This window comes from Shewanella sp. M16 (genome assembly GCF_018224605.1).
Lineage (GTDB): Bacteria > Pseudomonadota > Gammaproteobacteria > Enterobacterales > Shewanellaceae > Shewanella > Shewanella oncorhynchi.
The window spans coordinates 14,557-29,419 of sequence record NZ_JAGTUL010000026.1 but is presented as its reverse complement, the minus strand read 5'-3'; the positions used below and the strand labels follow the sequence as shown (position 1 = coordinate 29,419).

14 protein-coding genes are annotated in these 14,863 nt (G+C 47.3%); 4 read left to right on the top strand and 10 right to left on the bottom strand.

All coding sequences use genetic code 11. From position 1 onward, the window contains the following. Positions 1-2: 2 nt before the first annotated feature. From hscB to trmJ, 7 genes are all read right to left on the bottom strand, one after another. Positions 3-527 carry a co-chaperone HscB gene (gene hscB, locus KFE26_RS16475; protein WP_012089341.1) on the bottom strand — a complete coding sequence of 175 codons (525 nt, stop codon included), beginning with the start codon at positions 525-527 and terminating at the stop codon, positions 3-5. A gap of 16 nt (positions 528-543) precedes the next feature. Then, complete coding sequence (gene iscA, locus KFE26_RS16470) at positions 544-867, bottom strand: iron-sulfur cluster assembly protein IscA (protein WP_006081855.1); 324 nt, start codon at positions 865-867, stop codon at positions 544-546. 14 nt (positions 868-881) lie between these two features. Further along, the gene (gene iscU / locus KFE26_RS16465; RefSeq protein ID WP_006081856.1) at positions 882-1,265 is read right to left on the bottom strand and encodes a Fe-S cluster assembly scaffold IscU; all 384 of its coding nucleotides are present in this window, start codon (positions 1,263-1,265) and stop codon (positions 882-884) included. Between the two features lie 37 nt (positions 1,266-1,302). Then, positions 1,303-2,517, bottom strand: coding sequence for an IscS subfamily cysteine desulfurase (locus KFE26_RS16460; RefSeq protein WP_028759818.1), 1,215 nt, complete (start codon positions 2,515-2,517; stop codon positions 1,303-1,305). A gap of 80 nt (positions 2,518-2,597) precedes the next feature. Continuing rightward, positions 2,598-3,059 (bottom strand): Fe-S cluster assembly transcriptional regulator IscR, encoded by a 462-nt coding sequence (gene iscR, locus KFE26_RS16455; protein ID WP_006081858.1) that lies wholly within the window; start codon positions 3,057-3,059, stop codon positions 2,598-2,600. A gap of 365 nt (positions 3,060-3,424) precedes the next feature. After that, positions 3,425-4,246 (bottom strand): serine O-acetyltransferase, encoded by an 822-nt coding sequence (cysE, locus tag KFE26_RS16450; protein ID WP_028759817.1) that lies wholly within the window; start codon positions 4,244-4,246, stop codon positions 3,425-3,427. A 40-nt stretch (positions 4,247-4,286) separates the two neighbouring features. Beyond that, positions 4,287-5,015: a tRNA (cytosine(32)/uridine(32)-2'-O)-methyltransferase TrmJ gene (gene trmJ / locus KFE26_RS16445; protein WP_028759816.1), complete on the bottom strand. Its 729-nt coding sequence runs from the start codon at positions 5,013-5,015 to the stop codon at positions 4,287-4,289. A 153-nt stretch (positions 5,016-5,168) separates the two neighbouring features. Here trmJ and suhB point away from each other — a divergent pair, with 153 nt between their 5' ends. Beyond that, the gene (gene suhB, locus KFE26_RS16440) at positions 5,169-5,972 is read left to right on the top strand and encodes an inositol-1-monophosphatase (RefSeq protein WP_028759815.1); all 804 of its coding nucleotides are present in this window, start codon (positions 5,169-5,171) and stop codon (positions 5,970-5,972) included. 216 nt (positions 5,973-6,188) lie between these two features. Here the strand turns inward: suhB and lolE are convergent, their stop codons facing one another. The 3 genes from lolE to KFE26_RS16425 form a co-directional block, all read right to left on the bottom strand. Then, on the bottom strand, positions 6,189-7,439 hold the full coding sequence (lolE, locus tag KFE26_RS16435; RefSeq protein ID WP_212601067.1) for a lipoprotein-releasing ABC transporter permease subunit LolE: 1,251 nt from the start codon (positions 7,437-7,439) through the stop codon (positions 6,189-6,191). Continuing rightward, on the bottom strand, positions 7,436-8,131 hold the full coding sequence (gene lolD / locus KFE26_RS16430) for a lipoprotein-releasing ABC transporter ATP-binding protein LolD (RefSeq protein ID WP_028759813.1): 696 nt from the start codon (positions 8,129-8,131) through the stop codon (positions 7,436-7,438). Before lolD ends, lolE begins: the two co-directional genes overlap by 4 nt. Before the next feature lie 134 nt (positions 8,132-8,265). Continuing rightward, on the bottom strand, positions 8,266-9,498 hold the full coding sequence (locus KFE26_RS16425) for a lipoprotein-releasing ABC transporter permease subunit (RefSeq protein ID WP_212601066.1): 1,233 nt from the start codon (positions 9,496-9,498) through the stop codon (positions 8,266-8,268). A 94-nt stretch (positions 9,499-9,592) separates the two neighbouring features. On the opposite strand from KFE26_RS16425, the gene KFE26_RS16420 reads away from it, so the two are divergent. The 3 genes from KFE26_RS16420 to KFE26_RS16410 all read left to right on the top strand — a co-directional run bounded on the left by KFE26_RS16420 (position 9,593) and on the right by KFE26_RS16410 (position 14,806). Next, on the top strand, positions 9,593-10,234 hold the full coding sequence (locus KFE26_RS16420; protein ID WP_212601065.1) for a hypothetical protein: 642 nt from the start codon (positions 9,593-9,595) through the stop codon (positions 10,232-10,234). Positions 10,235-10,319: 85 nt separating this feature from the next. After that, positions 10,320-13,805, top strand: coding sequence for a transcription-repair coupling factor (mfd, locus tag KFE26_RS16415; RefSeq protein ID WP_028759810.1), 3,486 nt, complete (start codon positions 10,320-10,322; stop codon positions 13,803-13,805). Next, complete coding sequence (locus tag KFE26_RS16410) at positions 13,805-14,806, top strand: peptidoglycan binding protein CsiV (RefSeq protein WP_212601064.1); 1,002 nt, start codon at positions 13,805-13,807, stop codon at positions 14,804-14,806. Before mfd ends, KFE26_RS16410 begins: the two co-directional genes overlap by 1 nt. Positions 14,807-14,863 lie beyond the last annotated feature (57 nt).

Here is a 14,863-nt window from a genome sequence, read left to right as displayed (position 1 = left end):
AATCAATCTAACAGAGCGTCTTCGACTCTGGTCAACTCGTCGTGTAATTTTGCCATAAATTTGAGTTTGCGAACTTGATCCGCCGCTAACAATGCGTCTTCAGCCTGCTCACTGGTTAATAGTTGAGTCAATTGCTGAGTGAGTTGCGCGCGGTACTGCGCAAACGATTGATATAGCTCGTCAATACTCGCTTGAGGATCGGCACTATCGCGTATATCTTCTAACGCCTCGCGCCATTCCATTTGCTGCATCAAGAAGCCAGTATCTTTCACTGTCGTGGTTTCATGGCTTAATTCAATTCCACGCAGCGACAACATATGCTCGGCGCGGCGAATGGGATCTTTTAAGGTTTGAAAACCATCATTGACTTGCGCCGTGCGCTGCACCGACAGCAATTTTTGCTGCTCAGTATCATTGGCAAATTTATCGGGATGAACCGCCCGTTGCAGTTCGCGATAGCGTTCTGCAAGTAAGGCGGTATCAATATCGAAGGCAGGGGAAAATTTAAACAGCTCGAAATAATTCATGCGTCAACTTTAGCGGTTAAACAGTGAAACTCTCACCACAACCACACTCACCTTTTGCGTTAGGATTATTAAATTGGAAGCCTTCATTCAGCCCTTCTTTAACAAAATCCAGCTCGATCCCTTGAAGATAGATAAGGCTCTTGGCATCTATGATGATTTTCACATCTTCGATATCAAACACTTCATCGTCATCATTTAAAGAATCAACGAACTCAAGTACATAAGCCATACCAGAACAGCCTGATGTTCTTAAGCCGAGACGCAGGCCTACACCTTTGCCTCGGTTGACTAAGAAAGATCTGACACGATCGGCTGCCGCTGGGGTCATTGTAATCGCCATCTTAACTCCAGATGTTACTTAGCTTGTTTCGATTTGTACTCGTCGATAGCAGCTTTAATGGCATCTTCAGCCAAAATTGAACAGTGGATCTTCACTGGTGGCAATGCCAATTCTTCAGCGATATCCGTGTTTTTGATCGCCGCAGCTTGTTCGATAGTCTTGCCTTTAACCCACTCAGTTACCAGTGAGCTAGACGCAATCGCGCTACCACAACCGTAGGTTTTGAACTTAGCATCTTGAATGATGCCATCAGCACCAATTTTCAACTGAAGTTTCATCACGTCACCGCAAGCAGGCGCGCCTACCATACCGGTCACGACCGAAGGATCGTTTTTATCAAAAGAACCAACGTTACGTGGATTCTCATAATGATCTATCACTTTTTCACTGTAAGCCATGGTACTGCTCCAAAATTATCTATTGTAAAGGTCAGAATTAATGATGTGCCCATTGAACTTGGTTCAGGTCGATCCCATCTTTAAACATTTCCCACAAAGGAGACATTTCTCTTAATTTATCAATAGATTGAGTAATTACTTCGATAGCGTGATCGATTTCTTCTTCGGTTGTGAAACGGCCGATTGAGAAACGAATCGAGCTATGTGCCATTTCATCGTTCAAGCCAAGTGCACGTAATACGTAGCTAGGCTCTAGGCTGGCTGAGGTACAAGCCGAACCCGATGAAACCGCTAAATCTTTCAGTGCCATCATTAACGACTCACCTTCAACATAGTTGAAGCTGACGTTGAGGCTACCGCTAACACGGTCAATCGCATCACCATTGATATAGGTTTCTTCAATGTGCTTGATGCCATTCCATAATTTGTCACGTAATGCACCGATACGGGCATCATCAGAGGCCATTTCCGCTTTTGCGATTGCAGCCGCTTCACCTAAACCTACGATTTGATGCGTTGGTAACGTACCGCTACGCATGCCACGCTCATGACCACCACCGTGCATTTGCGCTTCTAGGCGAATGCGTGGCTTACGACGAACATATAGTGCGCCTATACCTTTAGGGCCATACATTTTGTGACCAGAAATCGAGATCAAATCCACTTTAGTGGCTTGCACATCGATAGGCACTTTGCCTGCACTTTGCGCCGCATCCATGTGGAAAATAATGCCCTTTGAACGGCATAGCTCACCGATTGCATCGATATCGTGGATAACACCGATTTCGTTGTTCACGTGCATGATGCTGACAAGGATAGTGTCGTCACGCATCGCTGCTTCTAAACGTTCCATCGGAATGATGCCGTTAGCCGCAGGCTCTAAATAAGTCACTTCGAAACCTTCACGCTCTAATTGGCGACAAGTATCGAGAACCGCTTTATGTTCAGTCTTACTGGTGATGATGTGCTTACCTTTCTTGTGATAGAAATGAGCAACACCTTTTATCGCTAAGTTGTTCGATTCCGTCGCGCCAGAGGTAAACACAATTTCGCGGTGATCGGCGTTAATTAACTCGGCAACTTGGTTGCGAGCAATATCCACCGCTTCTTCGGCTTGCCAGCCGTAGCGGTGTGAACGTGAGGCCGGATTACCAAAGATGCCGTCCATTGTCATGCATTGGAACATCTTTTCCGCGACTCTAGGATCAACAGGCGTGGTGGCGGCATAATCTAAATAGATAGGAAGCTTCATAACACACTCCGTACTGAGCAGTCTCTGGTAGAGGCTACATACAACGTACAAAAATTATTTTTATATATAACAAAGTGCCGCTATAAACTGACTCTTTGTTCCTTTTGCATAGTGTCTTGCTTAAGTGAGATAAATTGCACATCTCGCTTCTGCATCAAGCCGGCAAGACTGATACCATCTAAAAAATCGGAAATTTGTTTGCTTAAATCGCCCCAAAGTGAATGGGTTAAACAGCGAGTTCCACTCTGGCAATTGCCAAGTCCTTGGCAACGAGTCGCATCGACAGACTCGTCTACAGCATGGACAACCATGCCGACTGAAATATCATTGGCTTCTAGACCTAAGCGATAACCACCGCCCGGTCCACGTACACTGGCAACTAAACCGTGTTTTCTTAGCTTAGCGAAGAGTTGTTCCAGATAGGAAAGCGAAATCCCTTGTCTTTCAGAGATATCCGCTAAGGGAACTGGTCCCGATGCTGAGTGGATTGCCACATCTAGCATAGCGGTTACTGCATAACGACCTTTTGATGTAAGTTTCATAACTACCATAGCTCCCGAACAGGTATGCATTATTTCAACATACCCGAGTAATTCAGTCAAGTATTAAAACCTACTAAAACACTCAAGTATATGAGTGTGCACATAACCAATACCCTTTCATCTTGGTGGGGTATTTAACCTTTTTCTAGCCTAAGATTCAATGCTAAAGCGCCAATTAATCGACATCTAGCACGATATAAACGCAGGATAAAAGTGATCTCGGTACTATAGCGCGATCAAACTCAGGTTTGATCGCAATATGCGCCTTTACAACAGGATAAGCTAAAGTAAAACGCTAAACGAGACCCTTGTAAGGGTCAGCCCTTAAGCAAGTTAGACCGCTAAGTTGAACCATTTCTTGAAACTTAGATACTCGGATCAAACTCATCTAATGCACTATGGCGTTTTTCCGCTGCCGCTTTTTCTGCATCATTAAACTCGCCCATATCAAGCTCTGGCAGTTTTTCAGTGCAGACATTGCCACCCAGCCCTTGAATGGCTTGACACAACTCTTGAACTTTCGAGTCCATCAAATGCATGTGATCGAGCATCTGCCCTATTGCATTGGCCACCGGATCGGGATTATCCGGTGATACCGCGTACGCATCGAAGCCATATTTTTTTGCCATCGCGCTGCGGCGTTCAGTTTTCTCTTTCGATTGCGGTGACGGTGTAGCCACCACGCGCCCAGGAATCCCCACAACCGTGGTATCTTTGGGCACATCTTTCACCACAACAGAATTAGAACCCACACGCGCACCATCGTGCATGGTAATAGGACCGAGGATTTTTGCCCCTGCGCCCACCACCACGTTATTGGCTAACGTCGGGTGACGTTTCCCTGCCTGCCAGGTGGTTCCACCAAGCGTGACACCGTGATAAAGGGTGCAATCATCACCGATCTCAGCCGTTTCACCTATCACAACGCCCATACCGTGGTCGATAAAAAATCGATGACCTATGGTTGCACCAGGATGGATTTCAACCCCTGTCAACCAACGGGAAAACGTCGATAAACAACGTGCCGTTAAGCGCCAATCGCGCTTCCATAGCTTATGGCTTATCCGATGCAACCAAATGGCATGCATGCCTGGATAGTTAACCAAGATCTCAAACGCGCTACGCGCCGCAGGATCACGGTGATATATAGATTCAATATCTTCTTTTAGCCTAGCTATCACGCCCATTGTTTATCCTTCGCGATTAGTGTTAATTATTAAGGTTTGGCTATTTTTCTTTAGAACCCGCCACTTTCTCAATTGACGTCAAAATACCCCTGAGGATATTCATTTCCTGACTCTCAATCCGTGCACGACTAAACAAGCGGCGAAGTTTCATCATCACTTGTCCAGGATGGTTCTTGATGATAAATCCAGTTGATAACAGTGTCGTTTCAAGGTGTGCGAAAAAACGTTCCTGATCGGCAGCCAAGGGATACTCAGTCAGCTCTTCTTCTGCAACGTCTTTTTGCGCGAGATGGGCAACGCGGGTTTCATAACAAATGATTTGTACGGCTTGCGCCAGATTAAGCGAGCTGTACTCTGGATTTGCAGGGATAGCCACATGATAAGTGCACTGTTGCAGCTCTTCATTGCTTAAACCATGGTTTTCACGGCCAAACACAATCGCAACAGGGCCTTTAAGTGCCTCGGTCGCTAATTTCACCCCAGCTTGTCTTGGTTCTAACATGGGCCAATCTAAGGTGCGACTGCGCGCGCTGGTTGCAATCACTAGACTGCAATCGGCAATCGCTTCAGCAAGTGAATCCACTTTCACAAGATGTTTCAGAATATCCGATGCACCCGCGGCTAATGCTATGGAATGACCGTCGGGTTCAACCCGAGGCTCTGCAAGATACAGAGTAGACAGACCCATAGTCTTCATCGCTCTGGCAGTAGAACCAATATTGCCGGGGTGCGAAGTCCCCACTAAAACCACTCGAATATTACTTAGCATGAAACAACTTAATTTAATTCATAAAACGTTGGGGACGAATATTATCACAGCCATTGCCGAATGCTTATATGAAAATCGGTATTTGATATAACTATCAAATCGAGTATAATACCGCCCGCTATTTTAACGTTCTTTAACATCCAGGGGATTGCAATGCATCCGATGCTGACGATTGCTGTACGCGCTGCCCGCGCGGCCGGCCAAACTATTATGCGCGCCTATACTGAACTTGACCGTATCGAAGTCAGTTCAAAAGGTATCAACGATTTTGTTACCAGTGTAGACAAGGAAGCAGAAGCGACAATTACTTACCAAATTCGTAAATCTTACCCTGATCACACTATCGTGGGTGAAGAGAAAGGCGAAAACCGCGGTGAGAATAAAGACTATGTTTGGATAGTCGACCCTCTGGATGGCACTAACAACTTTGTTAGAGGCATTCCCCACTTCGCGGTTTCTATCGCTCTGCAATACAAAGGCAAGACTGAAGTTGCCGTTGTTTACGATCCTGTCCGTGAAGAACTCTTTACCGCCGTCCGTGGTAAAGGCGCCAAACTCAATGATTTCCGTCTGCGTGTTACCAACGTGAATGAATTAGCGCCTACCATGATTGGTACTGGCTTCCCATTCAAGGCGCGTCAACACACTGAAACTTACATGGCTATTTTCGGCGAAGTCTTCGGCCAATGTGCTGACTTACGTCGCGCAGGTTCTGCCGCATTAGATTTAGCCTATGTTGCCGCGGGTCGTTTGGACGGTTTCTTTGAAATCGGCTTAAAGCCATGGGACATCGCTGCTGGCGATCTGATTTGCCGCGAAGCAGGCGGTACAGTGACTGATTTTACTGGTAACCATAACTATTTGGTTTCGGGCAACATCGTTGCTGGCTCACCTAAGGTGACCACAGAATTAGTGAAGATCATGCGTCCATTATTGAACGAAGGCTTAAAACGTTAATCGAGATTAACGCTTAGCTTTAAATAAACGCATAAAACAGATACAAAAAAGGCCAGTGGTAATCTCTTTAAGAGCGCCCACTGGCCTTTTTGTTTATGTGCCATTCATTCCTAAATCATCAAGGAGTGTCCTGAAAACATCTGCACTGATTTCAGCCCACATCGGCTAACATGACGAACAGCCATCGGCTAACAGGACGAACAACCACTTATCCAGTTATCTACCCGCTAACGCTTGTGCTGGTGCAATTTGGCTCGCCTTCCAAGCGGGATATAAAGTCGCGATTAAACTCATCACAAACGCCATCACAATCACCAGTACCGCATCCGAAACATGCAATTCAGACGGTAAAAAATCGACAAAGTAAACATCGGCCGAGAGCAGTTGAATACCGAGTAACTGCTCAACTGAGCTCGCAATCGCACTTAAATTCAGCGCCACACTAATGCCGATAATGCCGCCAAGGCCACAGCCAAGCAGACCATTTAACGCGCCCTGCACCATGAAAATCCCCATCACAGCCAAACGACTCAGGCCCATGGTCATCAAAATCGCAATTTCGGACGCTTTATCCCGCACCGCCATGACTAAGGTGGAGACAATGTTAAAGCAGGCCACACCAATCACCAACACTAAAACTAAATACATCACAGTGCGAACTAACTGAATATCTTGATATAAATGCCCTTGGGTACGGGTCCAGTCACTGATATACACAGACTGCTTTTGCGCATAACCGAGTTCGCGCACTTTTACTGGTGCATCAAACACTTTATCGACGCTAATACGCACACCCGTTACACCGTTATTCATGTTCAAGATCTGCGCCGCGTATTGCAATGGAATATAAGCGGTTGTCAGTTCAAGCTCGCCGCCCAGATGATAGGTGCCTGACACCACAAAACGATGGCTCTTCGCAGCACGTAAACTACCTGCCGCGTCTGGATCGATATCCTGCACATATAAGGCCAGTGTATCACCCACCTCAAGCCCCAACTTAGCCAATAAACTCTCGCCAAGGACGATATGATTCTCATCTTGGCTCAGACTCTGCCAGCTTGCATCACTCATAAACTGTGACAAAGTTGAAACCTTCGTTTCTTCTTTCGGATCAATACCCACCACGGCTAAGCCTTGAAAACCACCAGGCTTCTGCACTAAACCTTGCATTCGAATAAAGGGGGCAGCACCACGAATACCTTCAATTTGTAGCGCACCTTGCGCAACACTCTGCCAATTGACGATAGGTTCGTCCACCCCGACAATGTCCGCCTGCGGCACTACACCCAGTAATCTTTGCTCTAGCTCGCGCTCAAAACCATTCATTGCAGACAGAACTATGATCAATACCGCCACACCTAAAGCGATACCGGCAGTCGATGCAAAGGAAATAAAACTAATAAAACTGTTGGATTGGCGGGCGCGATAAAAACGCCAACCAATGGATAGGGCTAACGGTCCTTTCATACTTGGGTTTCCGCCGCTAATTGCAAGTAACCGTTTTTCATCATCAGTTGGCGGTCCATACGGGCAGCCAATTTATGATCATGAGTCACCACCACAAACGCCGTACCTAACTGATCGGCCAGCTCTCGGATCAACTCATAAACCGCATCGCCACTGTTAGCATCTAAATTACCCGTAGGTTCATCGGCCAGCACTAACTTAGGTTTATTAATCAACGCCCTTGCGATAGCGACACGCTGACGCTCGCCGCCCGATAGTTCGGCGGGAATGTGGGTCATGCGATGGCCTAGCCCTACCCGCTCCAATAAGACTTTGGCATCGGCGAGCGCTTGTTTACGATCTTTACCTTGAATAAATGCCGGCATAGCGACGTTTTCTAGGGCAGTGAATTCAGGCAATAAATGATGGAATTGATAGATAAAGCCAAGATCTTGATTGCGGATCTGCGCTTGGCGTGCACTAGACACTTGGTATAAATCTTCGCCTAGCAACAAGACTTTACCCGCGGTTGGCTCATCCAAAGTTCCCATAATATGCAGCAGCGTACTCTTACCTGAGCCTGAGCTGCCGACAATCGCCAACTGCTCGCCCTTGAACACCTGCAAATCGACATTAGACAACACTTGCGTGGTCACGGCGCCATCATGGTAACTCTTACTGACACTCTGCACTTGCAGTAACACGTCTTGCATTGAAGTTCTCTCTTAAACATGCTTTGGCATCGATTTATATTTTAAATCAATACATTAAATTATTTGCATCTTGGCAAGCCATTACTCACGGATGAATGCCCATGGGTAACGACTATTCGTAAAAGCTCACGAGTTTACTCGTATCTCAACGCAGTTGCAGGTTGCACTCTGGCCGCACGCAGCGCGGGATATAAGGTCGCCAACAAGGTGACCAATAGTGTGCCTATCACGATCACTGACAACTGCATCAACTCCAGTTTTACTGGCAAACTCTGCCCCGCACCTAAAATCGAAATGCCTAAGGTCGTCATAATGCCATTCAGATTCAAAGTGATAAGTATACCTACCGCGAGCCCAAGCACTAAACCAAGTACAGCATTGAGCGAACCCTGCACCACAAAAATGCCCATCACGGCGGGCGTGGTTACGCCTTGGGTTTTTAGCACTGCCACATCCGTGGTTTTATCGACCACCATCATCACTAGCGCCGAAACAATATTGAATGCGGCCACGGCCACAATCAGGCTCAGCATCAGTGACATCATGTTCTTTTCCATTTTTACCGCACCAAACAAGTGACCATAGGTATCACGCCAATCGCTGGTTGTTACCTTAATATCTTGTTTAGCGAGAACATCCTGCACTTTAGACGCTAAAGCGGGCGCGCTAAAGGGATCGGTTAAATAAAGTCTAAGCTGATCAATAGCCTCACTCGGTTGGCGCATCAAACGCTTTGCATCTTGATAATGGATATATGCAACGCCGGCATCAACCTGAGAGCCCATTTCAAAAATGCCAGATACCAAGAACTTACGTTGACTCGGCACTGGGCCTAATGGGGAGTACACCACACCATCGCCACTCAATAATCGTACCGTATCACCGGGAGCGACTTTGAGTTGCCGTGCGAGCTCAGATCCTAAAATCACCTTGAAGTCGCCACTCGCCAACTGTTCAAATGCACCTGAGTAAGTGTGCTGCGCAACGGAGGATAACTTTTGCGCTAATTCGGGAAACACCCCATAAACCTGCACAGCGCGAATATTCGACGCAGATTGCACCATGGCCTGCGTCGATACGCTCGGTGTCACGCCTAACACACCCGGTAAGGCTTTAAGCGCACTCGCCTGCTTTGTCCAATCGACTAATGGCGCTTCGCTATAAAGGGTTAATTGTGGCACGGCACCTAAGATACGTTGCTTAAGTTGGCCTTCAAGGCCATTCATCACTGAACTGACAACGATCAGGGCTGCAACGCCTAAAAAAATGCCCGAAACGGCAAATAAGGTAATGAACGACGCGAACGCGTTCGCTTTTTTGGCCCGCCAATAACGGTAACCAATGTAGAAAGGGAATCCTGGATTCATTGAAAGAGGGTTGCGTCCTGTGTGCTGAACTTGCTAAATCATGAAGATGGGCACGATAATAGGGGTATTGGTCCTATAAATAAAGAGGCAAGCCTTGTTCACTGACACCAATCCGTATTTTAGTGTGCCTCACCACTTTACCGCCTACCTAAGCCAATGGCCGAGTTCCCAGCCATTACCCTCAGAAATGGCACTGAGATCAATGCAATCATTAGGCATTCAACTGCTCAGCGAAGTCAAAACACTCGAAGCTAACTGCTTGCTACAGCTGCGCCATTTAGATAACGAGGCAAAAGTTGTCGTGGATTTTTTAAAGCTGCAATCCCGCAAAGTAGATCTAGTGCTGCAACATGTATTAGAAAAAGAAACCCAAGAGGGCGAAAAATGCTTTGGTAACCAATTTGGTGGCAGTGGCCTGAGATTACTCACCCCAACAGCCTTAGACATTGGCTCCCACTATAAAATAACTCTGTTTATTCACGACGAATTAGTTGCCATTCTCTGTTTTGGCAAAGTCATCGCCACTCAAGCACAAAAAATAGCACAAGCCGAAGGCGATATGAGTCGTAATGACAGAACAGAACAACATACTCAACCTGAACATCTACAATGGCAAACCGACTTTGAATTCAGTCAAATTCTTGAATCTGACGTGGAGCAATTAGTCAAAGCCAGCCTCAATGTGCAACAGAAACAACTCAAGTTACGCAAACTCGCCAGAGACGAGCGTCAATAGCCGCTGACTTTTCTCTGGCACCTACGCCATCAAGTCTCTACAATGTCTGCAACTCTTTGTGAATGAATCAGTTTATCGCACGCCAATGACTCACATATCAGCCCTAACGCCGCCAGCCGTCAAAAATGGCACTCAAATTCAGACTCTGTCCACCGTGGGCGGCGTTTGCCAAGCCGTTACACTCGCCAATTTAGCGCGTCAACATAAGGGAACGACCTTAGTCGTCACCAGTGACACGCCAAGCGCCTTAAGCTTAGAGTTAGAGCTGAGTTATTTGCTCAGTAAAACAGGCATTAAGGTCAGATTATTCCCTGACCGCGAAACCTTGCCCTACGACAGTTTTTCGCCCCATCAGGATTTAATTTCCCAGCGACTCGAAACGCTATCACAGCTGTCTCAGATTGAGCAAAATATCGTTATCGTGCCCGTCACCACCTTGATGATACGCCTGCCACCTAAGGCCTATTTAAGCGCCAACGTGTTTGTGCTCAAAAAGGGGGATAGCTACAAGTTACACGATGTACGCCAGCATTTAACCGACACTGGCTACCATTCGGTGGAGCAAGTGTATGAACATGGCGAGTTTGCCATTCGCGGATCGATTCTGGATATCTTCCCAACGGGGATGAATATGCCACTGCGCATCGAGCTATTCGATGAAGAAGTGGAAACCATTCGCCATTTTGATCCAGAAACCCAACGCTCATTGCAACCTGTCGACTCGATTCGCCTATTGCCCGCGAAGGAATTCCCAACCGACAGTTCGGCCATCGAAGGTTTTAGGCAAAGATACCGCCGCCGTTTTGAGGTCATAGTCAAAGAGCCGGAATCGGTTTATCAGCTAGTGAGCCGTAACTTGATGCCGGCGGGGATCGAAAACTATCTACCGCTGTTTTTTGATGACACCGCCACCCTATTCGATTACTTGCCCAAGGACACTCAACTCGTCACCTTAGGCGATATCGAAAAGTCGGCGCGCGCCCATCTGCAAGAAGTCGAGCATCGCTATCAAGACAGACGCGTCGATCCGCTGCGGCCATTACTGGCGCCTAAAGAGCTGTATTTACTCATAGAAGAGTTATTTGCCGCCTTTAAACCGCTGCCACGTTATCAAATGCAAGTGCCAACAGATGGCACTGAAACAACGAAAGCGGTTGTTATTGCCGCCAGTACCCTGCCCGACATCAGCGCCAATCATAAATTAAAGCAACCGCTGCTAGCGCTGCAAGATTATGCCAGCAGCGCCAAACGCATGTTGTTTAGCGCCGAGTCCGAGGGTCGCCGCGAAGCGCTGCTTGAATTGCTCGCTAAAATTCAGTTAAAACCTGCACTGTTTAACCATTTTGATGAATTTATTCAAAGTGATGCCAAGTTAGGCCTTATCGTGTCGCCGCTGTCACGCGGTTGTTTACTGCAAATCAGCGCCAAAGAAAGTATCAGTATCATTTGTGAGACTGAACTCTTCGGCCATCGTATTTCCCAGCAACGTCGCCGTGAAAAACAGCGTCAGATCAGTAATGATGCCCTGATTAAAAACTTGGCCGAACTCAAAGTTGGCCAGCCCATAGTGCATTTAGAACACGGCGTTGCACTTTATAGGGGCTTAGTCACCCTAGATACGGGTGGACTGGTCGCAGAATACTTGCAATTAGAATACGCTGGCGGTGACAAACTGTATGTGCCAGTGTCTTCATTGCATCTCATCAGCCGTTACAGTGTTGGCGCCGATGAAGACGCCCACTTAAATAAACTCGGCAACGAGACGTGGGCTAAAGCCAAGAAAAAGGCGATTGAAAAAATCCGCGACGTCGCAGCCGAGCTGCTCGATGTCTATGCCCGTCGCCAAGCGCGTCCCGGCGAAAGCTGCGCAATTGACGAAGAAGAATACGCTCAATTCGCCCGCGGCTTCCCCTTCGAAGAAACCGTTGATCAAGAAAGTGCCATCATCGCCGTGTTAGCCGATATGCAATCGCCGACCGCAATGGACAGATTAGTCTGTGGCGATGTGGGCTTTGGTAAAACCGAAGTCGCCATGCGCGCCGCCTTTGTGGCCGTCAACGCTGGTAAACAAGTAGTCGTGCTAGTTCCGACCACATTGCTTGCCCAGCAACACTATGAAAACTTCAAAGACAGATTTGCCGACTGGCCCGTGGTCACTGAAGTGATGTCACGCTTTCGTACCGCCAAAGAGCAGACTCAAGTGCTGCAGCAATTGGAAGAAGGCAAAGTCGATATTGTTATCGGTACCCACAAGTTACTGCAATCTGAGGCCAAGTTTGAAAACTTAGGCCTGTTGATTATCGACGAAGAACACAGATTCGGTGTGCGTCAAAAAGAGAAAATCAAGGCGCTGCGCGCCAACGTGGATATCTTAACCCTGACCGCAACGCCTATTCCGCGCACCTTAAACATGGCCATGTCGGGCATGCGCGATTTGTCGATTATCGCCACCCCGCCCGCCAAACGTTTAGCAGTGAAAACCTTTGTACGGGAATCAGATCCCGCGACTGTGCGCGAAGCCATTTTGCGGGAAATTCTCCGTGGCGGCCAAGTGTATTACCTGCACAATAATGTTGAAAGTATTGAGAAATGTGCCCAAGGCATTATCGATTTATTGCCTGAAGCGCGAGTCGTCGTTGCACACGGTCAAATGCGTGAGCGCGATCTAGAACGGGTAATGTCAGACTTTTACCATCAAAGATTCAACGTGTTAGTCTGTACCACTATTATCGAAACCGGTATAGACGTCCCAAGTGCCAACACCATTATTATTGAGCGCGCTGATACCTTTGGTCTGGCACAGTTACACCAATTGCGTGGCCGCGTCGGGCGATCGCATCATCAGGCCTACGCTTATTTGATGACGCCGCATCCCAAACGTATGACCCCAGATGCACGCAAACGTTTAGAAGCCATTGATGCTCTTGAAGATCTCGGTGCGGGCTTTATGCTGGCGACCCAAGATTTAGAGATCCGCGGCGCAGGTGAACTCTTGGGCGATGAACAGAGTGGCCATATTTCGAAAATTGGTTTTAGCTTGTACATGGAAATGCTCGAAGCGGCAGTCAAAGCCTTAAAACAAGGCAAAGAACCGTCACTGGCGCAAATGCTCAATCAGCAATGCGAAATTGAACTGCGTATCCCCGCCCTTCTGCCTGAAGCCTATGTGAGCGACGTAAATATTCGTCTGTCGCTCTATAAACGCATCGCAGGTTGCGAAACACAGGCGGCGCTGGATGAGTTAAAAGTCGAATTGATCGACCGTTTTGGCTTATTACCTGAACCGACGCGTAACTTAATGGAAATGACACTCTATAAACATGAGGCGACTCGCTTAGGTGCGACTAAAATAGAAGTGCACAGTAAAGGTGGCAGCATCGAATTTAGTGATGATCATGTCATAGATCCTGTGTTTATTATTGGATTACTCCAAAGCCAGCCACAAATCTATCGAATGGAAGGACCGAATAAGTTAAAGTTCAGCCTTGCAGCCGAAACCAGTAAAGACAGGCTCGCTTTAGTGAAACTCTTGCTAGAACAATTATCGCAACATCGTCTTGGAGATAAATAGTGTTACGTAAACTCGCGGTCTCTATCGCTACACTCATTGCACTATCACACAGTCAGGTCGTCCAAGCAGAAGCTTGGTTCGAGGTTGAAGTCTATGTGTTTGAACGCCAAAGTCAGTCAAGTGAACAATGGCCTGATGCGCCAAACAAGACGAAAACCGATAACGCAATAGACTTAATCTCCCCCGCTATCGCGCAAGCAATCACGCCGATACCCAGCGCATCTGCGCCTTGCACACTGGTCTTTGATGCCGATGCAAATAGCCACTGCGCTGAAACCTTAAACGGTACCTCGACGTCAGAACCTATGCCTGCCGCGCCTGCGAGTGTGGAATATCGTTACCCGCCGGTGATCCCATCAGAAATCAGCAGCGCAACGACCAGTTATGCCAGCGCCAATGGCGGCCCAGTGTTATTAGCACGCAGCCAAAGTCAGTTCGCGAGTATTATCAATAGTATCTCCCGCGAACGTGGTACGCGCAGTTTACTGCACATGGCTTGGCAACAACCTATGCGTGGTAAGAGTGGCTCAGTACCCATACGCTTATTTGCGGGTAAAGATTTCTCAGGTACTTATCACTTCGATGGCAGAAAAATCATTAAGCAAGCTCAAGCAGAGCCTATGACTAATGCCGATGGCACATCAATGCTTGCACCTGCTGTATCACCAGTATGGGAATTAGATGGCACACTGAATATCTATTTAAGCCACTATTTGTATATTGAAACCGCATTGCACTTGCGCAAAGAAGGCAGAAAATTAATGCCAGCCGTACCCAGTGATGCGGCCGATACCAGCGCAACACTCACGGCGCCCAAAGTCATGACACCATTTTTAATGTCTGTGCCTTTGGAGCAAAACCGCCGTGTGAAGAGTGAAGAAATCCATTATTTAGATCATCCCGAAATGGGCATGGTGATCCAAATCCGCAAGATGGCGCAACCCAGTGCAATGCAAAATAATCAGAATGCCGAATCAATACAGACTGTTGGCCAATACTGAACAAACGCACAACCCGCACAATTCTTAAGTTAAAACGGTGCAGTTAAGTTAACACTG

What these genes read in the sequence shown, in the direction of transcription:
- KFE26_RS16460 (WP_028759818.1), bottom strand. Translation starts at nt 2,517, where the DNA reads ATGAAGCTTCCTATCTATTTAGATTATGCCGCCACCACGCCTGTTGAT.
- iscU (WP_006081856.1), bottom strand. Translation starts at nt 1,265, where the DNA reads ATGGCTTACAGTGAAAAAGTGATAGATCATTATGAGAATCCACGTAAC.
- lolE (WP_212601067.1), bottom strand. Translation starts at nt 7,439, where the DNA reads ATGAAAGGACCGTTAGCCCTATCCATTGGTTGGCGTTTTTATCGCGCC.
- iscR (WP_006081858.1), bottom strand. Translation starts at nt 3,059, where the DNA reads ATGAAACTTACATCAAAAGGTCGTTATGCAGTAACCGCTATGCTAGAT.
- iscA (WP_006081855.1), bottom strand. Translation starts at nt 867, where the DNA reads ATGGCGATTACAATGACCCCAGCGGCAGCCGATCGTGTCAGATCTTTC.
- trmJ (WP_028759816.1), bottom strand. Translation starts at nt 5,015, where the DNA reads ATGCTAAGTAATATTCGAGTGGTTTTAGTGGGGACTTCGCACCCCGGC.
- lolD (WP_028759813.1), bottom strand. Translation starts at nt 8,131, where the DNA reads ATGCAAGACGTGTTACTGCAAGTGCAGAGTGTCAGTAAGAGTTACCAT.
- KFE26_RS16425 (WP_212601066.1), bottom strand. Translation starts at nt 9,498, where the DNA reads ATGAATCCAGGATTCCCTTTCTACATTGGTTACCGTTATTGGCGGGCC.
- hscB (WP_012089341.1), bottom strand. Translation starts at nt 527, where the DNA reads ATGAATTATTTCGAGCTGTTTAAATTTTCCCCTGCCTTCGATATTGAT.
- cysE (WP_028759817.1), bottom strand. Translation starts at nt 4,246, where the DNA reads ATGGGCGTGATAGCTAGGCTAAAAGAAGATATTGAATCTATATATCAC.
- mfd (WP_028759810.1), top strand. Translation starts at nt 10,320, where the DNA reads ATGACTCACATATCAGCCCTAACGCCGCCAGCCGTCAAAAATGGCACT.
- suhB (WP_028759815.1), top strand. Translation starts at nt 5,169, where the DNA reads ATGCATCCGATGCTGACGATTGCTGTACGCGCTGCCCGCGCGGCCGGC.